The 15,383-nt window shown below is 56.5% G+C and carries 14 protein-coding genes and 1 tRNA gene; 9 read left to right on the top strand and 6 right to left on the bottom strand.

Going from position 1 to position 15,383, the window contains the following annotated elements; translation table 11 throughout:
• The first annotated feature begins 24 nt into the window (after nucleotides 1-24).
• Nucleotides 25-1,791, top strand: a complete 1,767-nt coding sequence (locus PAQ31011_RS17010; RefSeq protein WP_150576901.1) for an MBL fold metallo-hydrolase — start codon at nucleotides 25-27, stop codon at nucleotides 1,789-1,791.
• Between the two features lie 37 nt (nucleotides 1,792-1,828).
• On the opposite strand, the gene PAQ31011_RS17005 is transcribed toward PAQ31011_RS17010, so the two are convergent.
• Both PAQ31011_RS17005 and PAQ31011_RS17000 read right to left on the bottom strand, forming a co-directional pair.
• Nucleotides 1,829-2,077, bottom strand: coding sequence for a hypothetical protein (locus PAQ31011_RS17005; protein WP_039399007.1), 249 nt, complete (start codon nucleotides 2,075-2,077; stop codon nucleotides 1,829-1,831).
• Nucleotides 2,078-2,145: 68 nt separating this feature from the next.
• On the bottom strand, nucleotides 2,146-2,400 hold the full coding sequence (locus tag PAQ31011_RS17000; protein WP_150576900.1) for a DUF1488 family protein: 255 nt from the start codon (nucleotides 2,398-2,400) through the stop codon (nucleotides 2,146-2,148).
• Nucleotides 2,401-2,875: 475 nt separating this feature from the next.
• Here PAQ31011_RS17000 and PAQ31011_RS16995 point away from each other — a divergent pair, with 475 nt between their 5' ends.
• Nucleotides 2,876-3,271, top strand: a complete 396-nt coding sequence (locus tag PAQ31011_RS16995; protein ID WP_150576899.1) for a type II toxin-antitoxin system HicB family antitoxin — start codon at nucleotides 2,876-2,878, stop codon at nucleotides 3,269-3,271.
• 95 nt (nucleotides 3,272-3,366) lie between these two features.
• Here PAQ31011_RS16995 and PAQ31011_RS16990 read toward each other — a convergent pair whose 3' ends face one another.
• From PAQ31011_RS16990 to dusA, 3 genes are all read right to left on the bottom strand, one after another.
• Nucleotides 3,367-3,831: a GNAT family N-acetyltransferase gene (locus PAQ31011_RS16990; protein ID WP_150576898.1), complete on the bottom strand. Its 465-nt coding sequence runs from the start codon at nucleotides 3,829-3,831 to the stop codon at nucleotides 3,367-3,369.
• Between the two features lie 354 nt (nucleotides 3,832-4,185).
• Nucleotides 4,186-4,261: transfer RNA gene (locus PAQ31011_RS16985), tRNA-His, on the bottom strand.
• Nucleotides 4,262-4,449: 188 nt separating this feature from the next.
• A complete protein-coding gene (gene dusA / locus PAQ31011_RS16980) occupies nucleotides 4,450-5,463 on the bottom strand; it encodes a tRNA dihydrouridine(20/20a) synthase DusA (protein WP_150576897.1) in 1,014 nt (337 codons plus the stop codon).
• Nucleotides 5,464-5,605: 142 nt separating this feature from the next.
• Here dusA and PAQ31011_RS16975 point away from each other — a divergent pair, with 142 nt between their 5' ends.
• The 3 genes from PAQ31011_RS16975 to PAQ31011_RS16965 all read left to right on the top strand — a co-directional run bounded on the left by PAQ31011_RS16975 (nucleotide 5,606) and on the right by PAQ31011_RS16965 (nucleotide 9,310).
• The gene (locus PAQ31011_RS16975) at nucleotides 5,606-6,709 is read left to right on the top strand and encodes a site-specific integrase (RefSeq protein ID WP_150576896.1); all 1,104 of its coding nucleotides are present in this window, start codon (nucleotides 5,606-5,608) and stop codon (nucleotides 6,707-6,709) included.
• Between the two features lie 404 nt (nucleotides 6,710-7,113).
• Nucleotides 7,114-8,289, top strand: coding sequence for an SIR2 family protein (locus PAQ31011_RS16970; protein ID WP_150576895.1), 1,176 nt, complete (start codon nucleotides 7,114-7,116; stop codon nucleotides 8,287-8,289).
• Between the two features lie 211 nt (nucleotides 8,290-8,500).
• Entirely contained in the window at nucleotides 8,501-9,310 is an 810-nt protein-coding gene (locus PAQ31011_RS16965) for a toll/interleukin-1 receptor domain-containing protein (RefSeq protein ID WP_150576894.1), read from the top strand.
• A gap of 328 nt (nucleotides 9,311-9,638) precedes the next feature.
• Here PAQ31011_RS16965 and PAQ31011_RS16960 read toward each other — a convergent pair whose 3' ends face one another.
• Nucleotides 9,639-10,811 (bottom strand): ComEA family DNA-binding protein, encoded by a 1,173-nt coding sequence (locus PAQ31011_RS16960; RefSeq protein WP_150576893.1) that lies wholly within the window; start codon nucleotides 10,809-10,811, stop codon nucleotides 9,639-9,641.
• 659 nt (nucleotides 10,812-11,470) lie between these two features.
• On the opposite strand from PAQ31011_RS16960, the gene PAQ31011_RS16955 reads away from it, so the two are divergent.
• From PAQ31011_RS16955 to PAQ31011_RS16940, 4 genes are all read left to right on the top strand, one after another.
• On the top strand, nucleotides 11,471-11,935 hold the full coding sequence (locus PAQ31011_RS16955) for a hypothetical protein (RefSeq protein WP_150576892.1): 465 nt from the start codon (nucleotides 11,471-11,473) through the stop codon (nucleotides 11,933-11,935).
• 679 nt (nucleotides 11,936-12,614) lie between these two features.
• Nucleotides 12,615-12,836: a hypothetical protein gene (locus PAQ31011_RS16950; protein ID WP_150575723.1), complete on the top strand. Its 222-nt coding sequence runs from the start codon at nucleotides 12,615-12,617 to the stop codon at nucleotides 12,834-12,836.
• A gap of 926 nt (nucleotides 12,837-13,762) precedes the next feature.
• Complete coding sequence (locus PAQ31011_RS16945; protein ID WP_174990164.1) at nucleotides 13,763-14,563, top strand: rolling circle replication-associated protein; 801 nt, start codon at nucleotides 13,763-13,765, stop codon at nucleotides 14,561-14,563.
• Between the two features lie 11 nt (nucleotides 14,564-14,574).
• Nucleotides 14,575-14,835, top strand: a complete 261-nt coding sequence (locus PAQ31011_RS16940; protein ID WP_150576891.1) for a pyocin activator PrtN family protein — start codon at nucleotides 14,575-14,577, stop codon at nucleotides 14,833-14,835.
• Nucleotides 14,836-15,383: the final 548 nt, after the last annotated feature.

Here is a 15,383-nt window from a genome sequence, read left to right as displayed (position 1 = left end):
CGCGCGCCTCCGTGCGCACGTCTCATGGCAGATCGTCCCGAAGCGCCATCGTCTACGCCTGACAGCCAGCATTCCTCTGCTGCCCAGCCGCCCTCACAGCGCGCGCCAACGTCCCTGCGGATGGCGGCGAGTCTCGTCGTCTTGCGCGAGCGCCCGAGCGGTCTGGAAGTGCTGCTGTTGCGGCGTGCCGTGCGGGCCGGTGACTTCAGCTCCGATGCCTACGTTTTTCCCGGCGGTGTCGTCGACGCAGGCGATCGGCACGGGCACGCCGTGTGCATCGGGCTGGATGACGCCACGGCGAGCGAACGTCTCCAACTCACCGATCATGGCCTCAATGGCGGCCTCGACTATTACGTCGCAGCGATGCGCGAATGCTTCGAAGAAACGGGGGTGTTGTTCGCGGTCGACGCTGCGGGTCTGCCCATCGACGCGGCCCATCTCGACGCCATGCGTGCGCAACGTGACGCGCTGCACGACGGCGAGATCGATATCGCATCGCTTTGCCAAACGTCCAACGTTCGGCTCACGCCCGACCGTCTGCACTATCTGAGTCATTGGGTCACGCCATTGGCGCTGCCGAAGCGCTTCGACACGCGCTTCTTTCTGGCGATGCTCCCTGAAGGCCAATCCGTCGAAGTCGATCAGATCGAGACGGCTGCGCACCGTTGGATGCGTCCGAACTATGCGCTGACGCACGCGGACCAACTGCGTCTGCTGCCGCCCACGCGCAAACTCCTCCAGTGGCTCGAAAGCATGGGCACTGCCGAGCGGGCGATGGCAACGGCATCGACACTGGCCGCACGGCACGAAATACCACGTATCCAGCCGCGCCTTGCCAATGGCAAACGCGGCCGCTGGCCCGTCACACCGGACGAACCCGCGTGGGCAGAACTCACGCTGACCGATCCCCACGAGCAAGGCAACGGCAGCTACGACATCGTGCCGGGACACGTTGTGACGCTCATGCCCGGCGTACTGCGCGTCACCGCGTCGAATCCCGGGATGATGACCGGCCCCGGCACCAACACCTATCTGATTGGCGGCGGGCCGAAGAACGAATGGGCGGTCATCGACCCCGGTCCCGACGACCCCGCGCACACCGAGACGATCCTGCGTGCGGTGCCGGGCGTCATCCGACAGATTTTCGTCACGCATACACACCGCGATCATTCGCCGGGTGCACGGTTGCTAAAAGCAAAGACCGGTGCTGTGACGTATGGCATGCAAGCGCGCCATGACGAAGGGCAAGACACGGCGTTCGTGCCGGACGTTGCCCTCTTCGACGACGACGAAGTGACGCTGCCGGACGGACGCATGCTGCGCGCCATCCATACGCCGGGGCATGCGGCGAATCATCTGTGCTATTCGCTGGACGACGCGAAGCTTGTCTTCACCGGCGACCATGTGATGCAAGGCTCGACGGTCGTCATCAACCCGCCGGATGGCCATATGGCGACCTATCTGGCGTCGCTGGAAAAGCTGGCCGCGTTAGCGCCGCAGTGGCTCGCACCGGGGCATGGTTTTGTGATGGACCGTCCGGCGCAGCGCATCGCGCGATTGGTCGCACATCGGCTTGCGCGAGAAGCGAGGACGCTGGCGGCGCTCGCGGACGTCGGGCCAGCGAGCATCGACACGCTCACGCCTGTGGTTTATGCGGACGTGCCGACGACGCGGCACGGTGTCGCGAGACGTTCGCTGCGCGCGCATCTGGATAAGCTCGCAGAAGACGGACGCGCCGTTCTCTCAACGGATGGCGTATGGCGTTTGCGTGGTGAGACGGACGCTGGCTAAGCGCGCGCGAGGGGGCGCGCAAAGGGTGAGCGCAGGGTCACGCGTCCCCGTCACCGAGCAGTTCGTCGACGATGCGCTCGCCGGCCTTGCGTCCGGCCATTTCGGCGTCGAGCCGATTGTCGCGATGACCGTCGGGAGAGCGCACTTCCGGCCCTTCCGGCTTGTCGTGCCGTAGCACTTGCACCAGATAGTCCCACGGGCCGGCGTACTCGTTCTGAAACGCCTGAACGCGAATTCGATAGCCTGCGCGGTAATCGTAGACCTGCTCATGCGATGCGTAGCTCATGAAGGACTCCGTGTTTCCGGTTAGCGGGATGCTGTCTTGCTGCAACGTTCTGGATGGAAATCAAACGCTCACTGCGTGCCGACTTCGATCGGTTCGACGTTAGCGCCCTGCGCAATCGCCGCTGCGGCGAGGTCGACGATTTCGTCTTCGAAGTCGACGAACTGATCGAACAGCGCTTCGCTCCCGGCATCGATGCCTGACAGGCGATTGAGCGCCGCACGACCGATCTGGCATGTCCAGACCTTGCCGTCGACATGCACATTGAAACGCACGGACTCGCCGTCACTCCCCAAGCCGAGGCCACCGTGCAAAAAGATACTCATTGCTGTCTCCACACTGTCCTGAAAGTCGAAAAATCACCCTGCGATGCCAAAAATCGTAGCACGTTCGAATTTCATAGGGGACATCGTAGCGTTACGCAAAGCGCACATTCCGGATCGTCCGGGACATAAAAAAAGCCCGCCTGAGGGAGGCGGGCTTCAAAACCGGGACGCATGGGGCACCATGGGCACCGGGAAGACAGGGTCATGAAAACATGACGATTCCATTATGGACGGCCCTGTCCGGCCCGGCGTCGCCCGTCGAGCGGGGAATTAGATATAGATCAAACTTTGGGTTGATCGGGTGCCAGGTCGCTGTCGAAGGTGCGTGGTGCTCTTTAGGAAAAACTGACGCCCCGCACCGGCGTCGTAGTTAGCTCACCCAATCGGCCCAACTATTTACACAACATTGTGTAAAATTCACTTTCCTCAATGAAAAGCGCAGACATCATCAAGCGGGGATCGATTGGAGAAGCGAATGAAATACCCGATTTACGTATGGCAAGAAGGCGACAGTGCCTTTGGTGCGGTCTTCCCGGATTTGCCGGGTGTCCACACGGCCGCCGACACATTGGATGAACTGGAGCGCAATGCCCAGGAGGCTGTCGAGCTTATGTACGCGGACGGCGACAAGGCCATCCCGGCACCGACATACGATCTACGCAAACTTCACGCTCACGAAGTCAATGATGGCAATGGCAGTTGGATGTTCATCGATATCGACCTGTCGAAATTCAGCCATCGGGCGATTCGACTGAACATCAGCCTGCCCGAGCGTCTTGTTCAGCAAATCGATGCTACGGCCGAAAAACGCCACATGTCGCGCTCCGCTTTCCTCGCCCTTGCGGCGCAGCACGAAATGCAGCGCGTCTGAACGTCCGCATATCCCATTTGTGAAAGCATTTTCGATGCGCACGCGAAGATTCGGTCAATGACCGACCTTCGGCTGTCGATCTCGCATGAGCGACTTCAAATGTTCTTGCGATACATCACGAAGCCCGGCTTCTCTGCGACATCGTCGTAAAGCCGCATGGCGGTGCGATTCGTTTCATGCGTATGCCAATACACCCGCGACGAATTGGATGCCTTCGCGTGCGCATACACGGCCTCTATTAACGCACGGCCGACCCCCTGCCCTCGCGCCGCTTCGACAGTAAAGAGGTCCTGCAAATAGCAGGTCGGCCCTTCCATCGTCGTGCTGCGGTGATAGAGGAAGTGCACGAGCCCGAGCATATGTTCGCCACGCTTGGCGATGATCGCGTGCATGGGTTCATACCCGTCGAAGAAACGCGACCAGGTCGTGCGCGTGATGTGCTCCGGAAGCGCGGTTGCATCGAAGCGGCCATAGAAACGGTTGTAGCCGTCCCACAGGGGACGCCATGCGTCGTAATCTTCTGGCGCGACGGCGCGAACTTCAAGCGTCGATTCGGTCATGCGTTATCTCCATTTGTCGGCTGATTCAAACCGCCAAGCGTAAGCGACACATGGCCCCCGTGTTAGTCCCAGACAGGTCAAAAAGTGTGAGGCCAGAGGGTTGGGAGAACGAATCAATGACGGCGGACTAGCGACGCGTTGCGTCAGGCGAGTATGTCCGCGAATGCGAAAAGATCCAGATGCCATCCCGGCGCTTCCCAGAGGAGGCTGCGCAGGCTAAGGCCTCGACAATGCACAAGCACCGTCATCGAGCAAAACGCGCGTCGACTACCGAGTGAGCTAGATTTTTATCAGGAGAATTTCCCGGAACGGGAAGATGAAGTACGTGTAACGCTGAGAACTACAAGGGGATTTTGGGGTGACCGATGGGACTCGAACCCACGACGACTGGAATCACAATCCAGGACTCTACCAACTGAGCTACGGCCACCGCCGTGATCAGCGCTTTGACTTGCTCGCTGAACAGAAACAAGATTATAGCGACGTTTTTATCGCGTTGCCAACTCTTTTTTCACTTCTTCGAAATATTTCTTCTCTCGCGTGCACGATCGATGCGCGACATCGTCATCTCGCGCGGCGAACGCTCATCGCTGAACGTCGCCTCATACACGCTATATGTCACACAGCAACGATCGATTGCGTTTCGTCACGTTCGGAGAATGCGCCTGCACGTAGCTGAGCGCGCGCGTCTTCGAACGCACTCACGCCAGCCTTCAAACGCTTCGGATCCGACAACACGCGACGCCATCCACGTGCGCCCGGCACGCCACGATACAAGCCCAGCGCGTGACGCGTGATCGCGCCGAGATACTGGCCCTTCTCGACTTGCGACGCGGCGTATTCGATCAACGCATCTTCCACTTCCTCACGCGACTTCACCGGCGACGCGTCGCCATAAAAGCGTGCGTCGACCTCAGCAAGTACATAGGGGTTGTGATACGCCTCGCGGCCGAGCATCACGCCATCGACATGCTGCAAGTGCAGCTCGACTTCATCGAGTGTTTTGACGCCACCGTTGATCAGGATTTCAAGCTGCGGGAACGCTTGCTTAAGACGGTAGGCATAGTCGTATTTCAGCGGCGGAATCTCACGGTTCTCTTTCGGACTCAGGCCTTTAAGAATCGCGTTGCGCGCGTGGACGATGAATGTCGAGCATCCGGCTTCCGCGATCTTGCCCACGAAGTCCTCGACGAACGAGAACGACTCGACATCGTCGATGCCAATGCGATGCTTGACGGTCACCGGCACCTGCACCACGTCGCGCATGGCCTTCACGCAATCCGCCACCAACGCCGGCTCAGCCATCAGACACGCACCGAACGCACCGCGCTGCACGCGCTCCGACGGGCAACCGCAATTCAGGTTGATCTCGTCGTACCCCCACTGCTCGCCCAACTTCGCCGCGCGCGCCAGATCCTGCGGCTCGCTCCCGCCCAGTTGCAATGCGACGGGATGCTCCACTGCATCGAAATCGAGATGACGCGCAACGTCGCCGTACAACAGCGCACCGGTCGTCACCATCTCGGTATACAGCCACGTGTGACGCGAAAGCTGACGGTGGAAGACGCGACAGTGCTTATCCGTCCAATCCATCATCGGTGCGACACTAACGCGGCGGGAGGGTAAATTCATTGAAAATCTCTTACAAAACAGTCGATTACAGCGAAAAGCGTAGTGCCCGATTTCCCAATTTTAGACGCCATTCAGGCTCGTTTTAGCACCCAAGTGCTACGGTGTAGCACCGAAAAAAGCCGTGTAGCACCGACGAAAACCTATGGGAACAATCTCAGTACGGGAACGAAAGGACAAAAGTATAGGGTATACGGCTCAGATCCGCCTGAAGCGGGACGGCCGGGTGGCCTACACCGAGGCGAAGACGTTTGACCGTAGGCAGGCTGCTGCGGCGTGGATCGTCAAGAGGGAGAAGGAGCTGGCGCGTCCGGGGGGCATAGAGGCCGCTGCGGTGGTCGACCCTCTATTTAGTGAGGTGATTAAGAAGTACGTCGACGAATCGATCAAGAAAATCGGGCGGACGAAGGCCCAAGTATTGAACGCTGTCGCGCGAGCGCCAATCGGGGAGAAGCGTTGCAGCCAGTTGGGAAGCACCGATTACGTTGATTTCGCCAAGAGCCTAGACGTACTTCCTCAAACCGCGAGCAACTATATGTCTCACATCGGGGCGGTCGTCAACGTCGCTCGCCCGGCTTGGGGATATCCACTGTCTGAGCAAGCCTTGAGGGATGCGCGACGAGTGCTGTCCCACCTCGGTCATACGGCCAAGTCAGCCAAACGGGAAAGACGTGCAAGCTTTGCCGAGCTAGACCTACTGCTTGAACACTTCGTAGGGATTCGCAAACGGCATCCGAAAAGCGCGCCAATGCACTACATCATCCCGTTCGCGATATTTTCGACGCGACGCCAGGAGGAGATCGTGACGATTAAGTGGTCGAACTTGGATAAGGATGGGTCACGGATACTCGTTCGTGACATGAAGCACCCAGGACAAAAGATCGGCAACGACGTCTGGTGCGACCTTCCCCCGGAAGCAATGCGGATTCTGTCCGCGATCCCCCAACACGAAGGCGAAGACCGAATCTTCCCCCACACCACCGACGCCGTCGGCGCGGCATTCACTCGCGCATGCCAGTTCCTGCAAATTCAGGATCTGAGATTTCACGACCTGCGCCACGAAGGCACCAGTTGGCTGTTCGAGCAAGGCCTGTCGATACCTCGTGTAGCAGCGGTAACCGGCCACCGAAGCTGGGCGAGCCTAAAGAGATACACACATATCCGCGAGACCGGCAATCGATTCGCTGACTGGCCGTGGCTTACGAGACTGCTTCCCTCCCCGGCACCGGAGCATTGCGCCGAAATTTGACTCGACAGGCTATCAACCTAGGGCAGGGTTGGCTGGGAAGCTTGTCTGGTAGGAGGGGCAAGTTGGGGGGCTTACTATTTTGAGGAGTTACGTGGGGAGGGTAAGTCTTTGATTTTTGTGGAGGGGGATTGGGGGGTAGCGGGGGATGTCGGCGGATACACAGATCGAAAAAGAGAACTCCGCAATGGCGACTTTCGACCAGTTGAATCCACAACCCGAGGAAACATTCGCTATCCTAATTTCATCTCAACAAAGTAGCCGGTCGAACCCGCATAATGGAATATCAAGGTGACTCCCCAGTGGAGAGTACAAGTCAGCGGTCCCGGAAAATGTCCGGATGACTCGACGGCAGCCCTCTGCTTCCCGAGATTCCGACAATCGCAGAAGAGACAGCTTCCCGACAAATGATTACTCCAACACATCCAGGTTTTCGCATCTTCATTCTCGGCGCGGGCTTCTCTCGCCCGGCGGGGCTGCCGCTGGCGAGTGCGTTGTATCCCGCGGTCAAGTCGCTGATCGAGGAGAAGCACGGTACCGATACGAAGTTCGACCGCGACTTGACCTACTACCTGTCGTATTGCAATGACTGTGGTGTTACTGGGCAGACCAAAGATGCACTGGACCTAGAGCTGTTCATGTCTTACCTGGACATCGAGCACTACCTGAGACTGCGGGGCAGCGACACCTGGAGCAGCGAGGGCAATGAGTCGCAGCTAATGATCCGGAAAGCAATCGGCAAGGTGATCCACGATGGCACCCCCGCTGCCGACAAACTTCCCGACTGCTACTATAAGTTCGCCGATCTGCTGTCGCCGAGGGACATCGTCCTAACGTTCAACTACGATTTAGTGCTCGAAGCCGCGCTCACCCACGTCGGCAAGCGATTTCGGCGGTTCCCCCATCGTTTCAAGTCGGTTAACACGCACGGTGGTGTCCTCGATTCTGATACCGAGGAAATAGTCCTCCTTAAGCTGCACGGGTCGCTAGACTGGTTTGACGATAGTCATTTCTTGGAGCTGCGAGCCGCGCTTCAGGCCCAAGGGCTAGACAAATCCAGATTGCACAGCGTGTTCGATGACCCGACGAGGTACGGTACAAAACCACTGGTCGATGGTCTGCTGCCCCCTGAGGATCCGCTAGTTCACCTCCATGCCATACAGAACGTCGCACGCTATTACAGTCAAGACGGTGGCTTCAATGCGCCCTTTATCCTGTCTCCCTCGCATGTGAAGTTCGTATACGCCTCGCCCATCATGAGCCTGTGGAACGGACTCGGGCGCAGCGGCGGGTACAACCTGGGCGTGTCAGTTATCGGATTTTCGCTGCCACCGCATGATGAGTACATCCGCATTGGGCTGCACCAAATGTTGAGTAACTATTCATCATGGTGGGACTCGCCGATGTTGGGCGGCCTGCTTAAGGACTATGCACGTTTCGTCGACTACAAACCGAGCCAACCAGAGAGGGACGCCTACGTCGAGCGGTACCGCTTTGCCGGCGCAGATCGTTCGCGCTTCTTCTTTGAGGGCTTCGGGGAAGGTTCACTTGAGTTCCTATTCAATCAACCGCGCGTCGCGTGACGAAAATAGATAACCCTCGATCGTGGCAGGCTCGTCGTGCTGTGATAGCGCTCGGACGTCAGAGTGAGCGAATTAAAAGTCGCGCTTCTTGAATCGAAAAAAAGCGAGCCATCTGCCAGGCTGAAATCGACGATGCTCGCCAGCGAGCCTTTGCTGTTACCGCCCACATCCAAATAAACAAATCCAAATTAAACCCACCGCAGGAAGACAAATGACAAATAACTACATTTATGTTTTTGAATGCGATTACGGGTCACGCACAAAGGAAAGAGGGTTCATAAAAGATATTCTTCGGAATTTTGACAAAGATTACGTCACGATGGTTGGCGCAATGGTCAACAACAATCCGTACAGCCTGGAGTTCTACATCACTGTCAACTTGCAGGATGACCCCAAAAAATTCGAAAAATGGGTGAGAGACAATTATCCAGAGAAACTTAAGAGACACAATATCTTTCTCAATGCATTGCTGTCATTTAACTTGATGACATTCATCGATGAGACGATGGTCGATCTGGTACTTGTTGAGGAGGGGGGTGGCCCACTGTTCCATTGGATCGAAAAAGATCTCTTAGAATCCAATCACCCTCAATACAAACCAATGAAGCCTGAGCAGTCGCGAGTTTTTATAAGTCACTCCTCGAAAGATAAAGATCTTATCGTTAACCCGATTAATGCATACTTGCAAGCGCAAGGGATTGCCACTTGGCTCGACAGCTACGAGATTGACTATGGGGACAACATCTACGTTAAGGTTAATGAAGGAATCGAAAAATCCGAGGTTGGAGTCTTCATCTTGACAAACAATTTCTTTGATAGCTCAAGCGGATGGCCAATTACTGAGTTCTCAACATTCTTCATGGAATTAATGAGAGGGAGCAAAAAAGTGATCATGCTGAATGCTGGGGTAGACCCTGGAAAAATAGACTCGATGATGAAAGCCTACCGTTATCTGGACTGGAACGATGGGAGGGGGCTCCCTGAACTTGGGAACGCAATTAGGCGGAAGCTGAGTTCATAGCGGGAGTTCTTCGACTTCCACGCAAAGCGACCGAAGAACGGCGGCGTAGACCATAACAAAATGTCCGACCACAAAACGCGGCGGACGCTCAAGCATCTTGAAGGTTATCGGTGCAGCTCGCTTGTTGGCCGATAGGCGACGACCACGTCCGGCCGTCACTATTGCAATAAGCTATGCGTTGACCGGTTGAATCTAGAGTGCGCAACGGACGACGAGTAGTCGCCGAACCCCGGCTGCTACTCGACTTTCAGAGCCGACCAATCTCGGCTCATCATTTCCATTTGCGGCCTTCTGTAGGCTTGCAACGCAATACAGCGCTTGGTCGTAGTCAAAGGGCGAAAGCGGCTACGGCCTTTTCAACTGTTTTTGGACCTACACCACGGATCTTCGAGAGTAGAAGTTTGTCGAGCTTGCCGTATTGCACTCGGGCCTTGACGATCTCCTTCGCGGTCGCCCTACTGATATCGAGCAACGCTTCCAGTTCGTCGATTGTTGCGGTATTGATATCGGATTTTGGCTTCGATGTCTTTCCAGAATCAAGATAATCAAGCAAATCCGCGACGACAAGATATGTATGGAATACTGCTTTGACTGCCTCCAGTTGCCCAACCTCGGCGTGAACACCTTTATTTGTTATCTTGTTTGTCTTTTCAATCCATGACCCCAAGAAATCGACGTGCGCCTTTGCGAGCTCGCGGTTACTCTCGGACTCAATGGCTCTATCCATAAACGCCCACAGCCGATTCACATACTGAGCTTTCCCCAAAACCCGCCCTTTGACTGGCTGAGTATCTGCCGGATGCAAGTGGTCGGCGATCCCCTCAAGCAAACGCCGACAAGTCGTTAGCGCTTGTGACCACTCCTCGTCCTTTGAGCTTGACACCCCCCGAAATGCCAGCATAAGTTGCTCGGCGAGAACTGGATTCAAGTCCAGCAGCTTGTCGTCGACCGCAGCTTTAAGCACATCAAAACTATTGCTTACAGTGTCGGAGAATTTGAGCTGATTAAATAAATCTGACGCAAAACCGTGCGCTCTATTTCTGACGTAGCCAAGGTGGCTGTATAGGTTGTTTTTGTAGTAAGTTCCATCGTTTCCTCGTTTAGTTCGAACGAGGTCAGCATAACGTTCCTCAATAAATCCGACGCTCACATATCCACCACCACTTTGACTCGCCTTTTGGCTCAGCTCATCATTTGTGAAATGAATTTCATGCTTTAACCCAATGGCCTTAAGCCTCTCAAAAATCACGTCTAAAGCACTTTGAAATTTTTTCGACGCTTGGTCGTCGTTGCTTGTTGCGAGTTTTATCAAATTCTCCAGCTCTGGAACATAGCGAGAATCAGCAAATTGAATGGCACACCAAATCTGAACATCTTCATTACCGAGCAATGTTGCTGCTCGTGAGAGTTTTTGTATTGCCGCAAAAACAGAACCCTTTTGTGACTCGAGCTCTTTCAAAGTCTCTTCAAGCAAACGCAAGGCCTCAGCTTTCTGTGTCATGATTTTTTCTTTATAAACAGTGGCGCCGGATCCACGAATTTTCTAGTATGTTCCATAGCGTATTGTGGCACAGGGCAAGTTACAAACGCCTTTCGCCGCGTATCTGGCGCGATCGGCGCAACCATCAGCCGATGCCTTGAGCTCGGCCGTGCGCTCGACCGATTTTGATGTCCCCTCCTGGCCGACTTCGGCCGTTAGCGAGGTTCAGTTCTCGCCCAGTCGCGGGCGGTCAATACATGTGGGCTCAACGGCAGTGTTCCGAGCTAACGGACAGCCGCATTCCTCGATTGGGGTATGGACCGCCCACGTTCACCGCTCGCCAAAGCCGTGCCACGAGGAACCGAAGACCGATTTCGTTCCCGCTCGTATACGAAACTCCCAAACCTCTTCGGCTTGCAGGCTTTCGTTCCCGAGCGGGAACGAAAGCGTATCGCGGTACCGTCTATTTGGGCGGACTCTTATATCTGCCCTAGCCAATACCCTCCGAGCCTCTCGGCAACCGCAAGCGGGATAGGCAAAGAAGCGATTATCCACGCTGGATACGCCCTTCAGCCATCGACTCAACGCTAGATTGCTGACGTACAATCCGCGCCCATATCAACCGGGAGATGCCGGCAAGTCCGCAGGAGGAGTTTTGATAAACGACGAGGAACGCACACTTGTCTCCCGCAACTAAATGGGTACTGCTTGAAGCGTTGCTACCACTCTTCGGAGCGAGTTTGATTTATGGATTCTTTGGCGTAGCAAGATGGCTGGTGACGCCAGCAACCAAGCGAGTGACATGGGCTTGGGGCGAAGCGTTCGACTCGATGGGCTGGTTGTATGGCGGAGTAATTCTTGCCGTTCAGGCGGGAATTAGAGGTTACGAGGTCGCTGACACAGGACCACATCTCGTCGTTGTCTGGATTTGCTTTATCGCGGCAATCGCATGCGGCATCCTCTTGTCCGCAGCCATGATGGCACGCGGGGAGGATCACGAATGGAAGCCGCCAGCAGTCATGCTAGTATCCACATGCTTCTTGATGATCGTGATTGTGGTTGCTGCGCACACGGTCCAAGAGGTGACATTAGCCAATGGAGTATTTGATGTCAGCCACACCGACGCGGAAAAGACTTGCAGCTAGCGCATCGAAGGCGCGTTCCATCAAGAAGATGCGTCTTGCTCACGGCCGAACCATTCCCGCGAATTCGCATCGCTCCCAAGCTGCTAGCGGGATGATCAAGTTCGCATCCACTCTCAGCGGTGGGACTGCAGTCGGCCTTGCTGTGGCGCTTCTCACGCCCAGCGTCATCGTTACGATAGGCGCAATGATCGCGGGTCTCATTGGTAGTGGGCTGCTGGTAAAGCGGTACGGATAAAGTCACCTGCGCACACAAGTCAACGGAGCCTTTCGGCTCCGTTTTCGTTTCTGGGCACTCATCACGTCTGTGTCGACCAAGGAGAATCCCTATTGAGGCATCGGAATGATCTGAATCTCAACGAGTGACCTAGAATGCGACTCCGAACGCGTGGTGCCCTCGAAGTCGGGTCGGTAATCTTGTTCCCGTCGCGCCCCAAACGCGACCGGGTTTTGCGACCCGAATGATGATCTCTCGGGCACACAGCCGCGATTCTTGCGGCTTCTGTGTGCGCGTACCTTTGCGTTTCCTGCCTCAATGGGCGGGCCTGGATTGGGACGCCTTCGGGCGTGCCGCCAAATCCGAGTCATCAGCGGTTCGCAAACCTAGTCCAGTGCCCGCCCACCCCCTGCGCAACGCAGCGGGTGGCGGGGATCTCAGATTGGCTAGTTAGAGGTGCCCCGCATGACGCTTCATCTCCCAGCAGCTTCCTTAGTCCACGCTTCCGTCGACAGGCTCAACACCCTCTCAGAACGCATCCTTGCGCTGACGATGTGTACCAACACCGACGCAGGCAAGGAAATACCTCACCGGTTTCTGCTCGCGATCTTCGAAGAGCTTGGCGAAATGACCGTCGAACTCGTCTGTGAATGCCACAAGTTGAAGGCTGATTGTCTCGACGCGTAGTCGTCCCTGACGCAGTTCATCCAACTCTGCCAACGGCATGGCCCCCCGCATGTTTCGGCTGTCTCTACAACATCGCGCCCCCCTCATGCGCGCGATCTGTTTCAATTTCACGCCAAGCCTTTCGCCATGCACGCCATCACTCCCCTCGCCGTCGCGCCAATCGGAATTTCCCCATATACGGTGCGTTCGCGCGCTGCTTTAATAGCCCCACATTCGCGCCACGCCTCCATACGTGGCTCCCGATTGTGTTCAGTGCATAGCATCACCACTTCCGGCTACAGACGCTGGAAGTCAATTCGCGCTCAAGGGCGTTTGCTGGGGCATTTATGCGAGAGCTCGGCCAAGATCCCATCGTGGGCAGTATCCATCGTCGTACTGCGGCCATCATCCAAAAAATTCCCTTTCTCACCCAGCAGGTAAGACCGTCGTAACCCAACCTGATCCGTTGGTTCGTTCGTTGACGTTTGTACTTCCGTAAGCCGGTCGTCTTTCAGGACGGCTAGCGTCGGGAGTGTCAGCGCCGTACCCGGAGAGAGGGTTGCGTATGCGTGCCTTGCGGAGTCCGGGCGGTTGTCGCGCGGCTCAGCGCGGCTTGCGTGACCGAGCAGCGGGTATTACCTCCTGCGTCCGCCATCACCTCATACCTTTGCATTCTGGCCTTCATGCCAAACCTTTCGGTCGCCCACGGCGCGCTATCGCTCGCCGTGTTCGTGAAGGGTTACGGATAACAGCTGGGAAGCACTGCGAGCGCCCGCCGCCCGCAGGGTCGAGGACGGCGGGCGCACGAAGTGCGCCCATAGACTTGTATCACTAGCATTTAACGATAAGTCCTCGAAATCGCACGCCAGACAAGGCACGACAGGAACACTTACTCCCCAAGCCATCCGCGCAAGGGGACCCCTGATCAACGTGATTGAGGCAAGGCGATGAATGACACGAACGTATTGAACTACTCCCCCTTCCGTCGCGAATGGATCGTCCGTCGACGTGTGTTTGAGGACGGCCAGGTTGAGGCGACAGCGGTTCGATTTGACCAGTACCTGAAGGCGCAAGCGCTTCACCTCATGCCCCGCGCAAAACGCGGTGAGTCGCAGACTACGGAGGAGAACAAGCTGATGGCCGCCAAGCGGGCGAAACAGCAAGTGCGGCTGCGCTGCAAAGCCATCGGCGCAGACAGGATGATCACGCTGACCTATCGCGAGAACATGCTGGACAAGGAACGACTCAAGCGCGATTTCGACGCGCTGAGACGCCTCCTAGGCCGGGTTCAGAACTTCCAGTACGTCGCGGTGGCAGAGCGTCAGAAGCGCGGTGCGTGGCATCTCCACATCGCCGTTAAGGGGCGACAGAACTACCGAGTGCTGCGGACGCTGTGGCTGCGCGTCGTCGGCGAGGACAACGGCAACGTCGACGTTCGCAACCCGAATCGCGAAGTGGGTCTGCGTCACAAGATCGCTTCCTACATCGGCAAATACATCGTCAAGAACTTTGACGAGCATCAGTTGAACGAGAAGCGCTATTGGGCGAGTCGCGGCATCACGATCCCTGAATCGGAGACCGTCAAACACTTCCTCGCGGATTGCGCCGCCGAAGCTATTGTCGCTGCGTACGATTCAGCACTGGAGACCGGTGCGACGCTGGATGACCACGCGTGGTATTGGAGTCAGGACAACGGCTACTTTTGGATGGCGACAAAAGAGCGGCCAACCGATTCTGGCAAAGCGTGAGGAGGTAGCCAATGAACACCACTTTTCTTCTTATGGCTCAGTACGGTGCCGTCGCGGTCGTCCCTATCGACCTCGTGTGTCGAGACTACTTCTCTCACCTGAGCGCCGAGAAACTGACTCGAAAGATTGGCGCAGGCGATATCGCGCTTCCATTAGTCCGCATGGAAGGCTCCCAGAAGAGCGCAAAGGGAGTGCACGTGGAGGATCTTGCGAAGTACATCGACGACCGCCGGGCAGCGGCCGTGAAGGAGTGCCAGCAACTCTGCCACTGAGTCGTGCAAGGCAGCCGGAATAGTCTGAGGCTCGACGCATGAACCTCGCCCCGAAAGTTGGATGCACATCCAGCCTTTGGGGCGTTCGACTGGGGTTGTATCTTCGCCTGATGCAGAACGCTAGCAGACAGATGCTCAAACTTTCCCGCAATCCTGAGCCGCCGTGTCTGACGCATGCGCCAGGTCCGAATAGAACGCACGGCACGGCAAACCGCACGACGAAGTGCTACATCCGTGCTACACCGACCACCGCCCTATCCCGAAACGTCCAAACGACGGGCGTCACGCGCCTTTAAGCCGTCCAATCCATCATCGGTGCGACGCTGACGCGGCGGGAGGGTAAATTCATTGAAAATCTCTTACAAAACAGTCGATTACAGCGAAAAGCGTAGTGCCGGATTTCTCGGTGTTAGGGCCGATTTTCGATCGTTTTGGCACCCGAATGCTACGGGCAGCACCGACCAAACCTATCGGTGCCATCGTACGAGAGCGAAAAGGCGAAAGTATAGGCTATACGGCAAAGTGCCGCCTGAAGCGCGCCGAATCAA

The organism is Pandoraea aquatica (genome assembly GCF_902459565.1).
GTDB lineage: Bacteria > Pseudomonadota > Gammaproteobacteria > Burkholderiales > Burkholderiaceae > Pandoraea > Pandoraea aquatica.
This window is presented reverse-complemented; position numbering and strand designations above follow the sequence as displayed.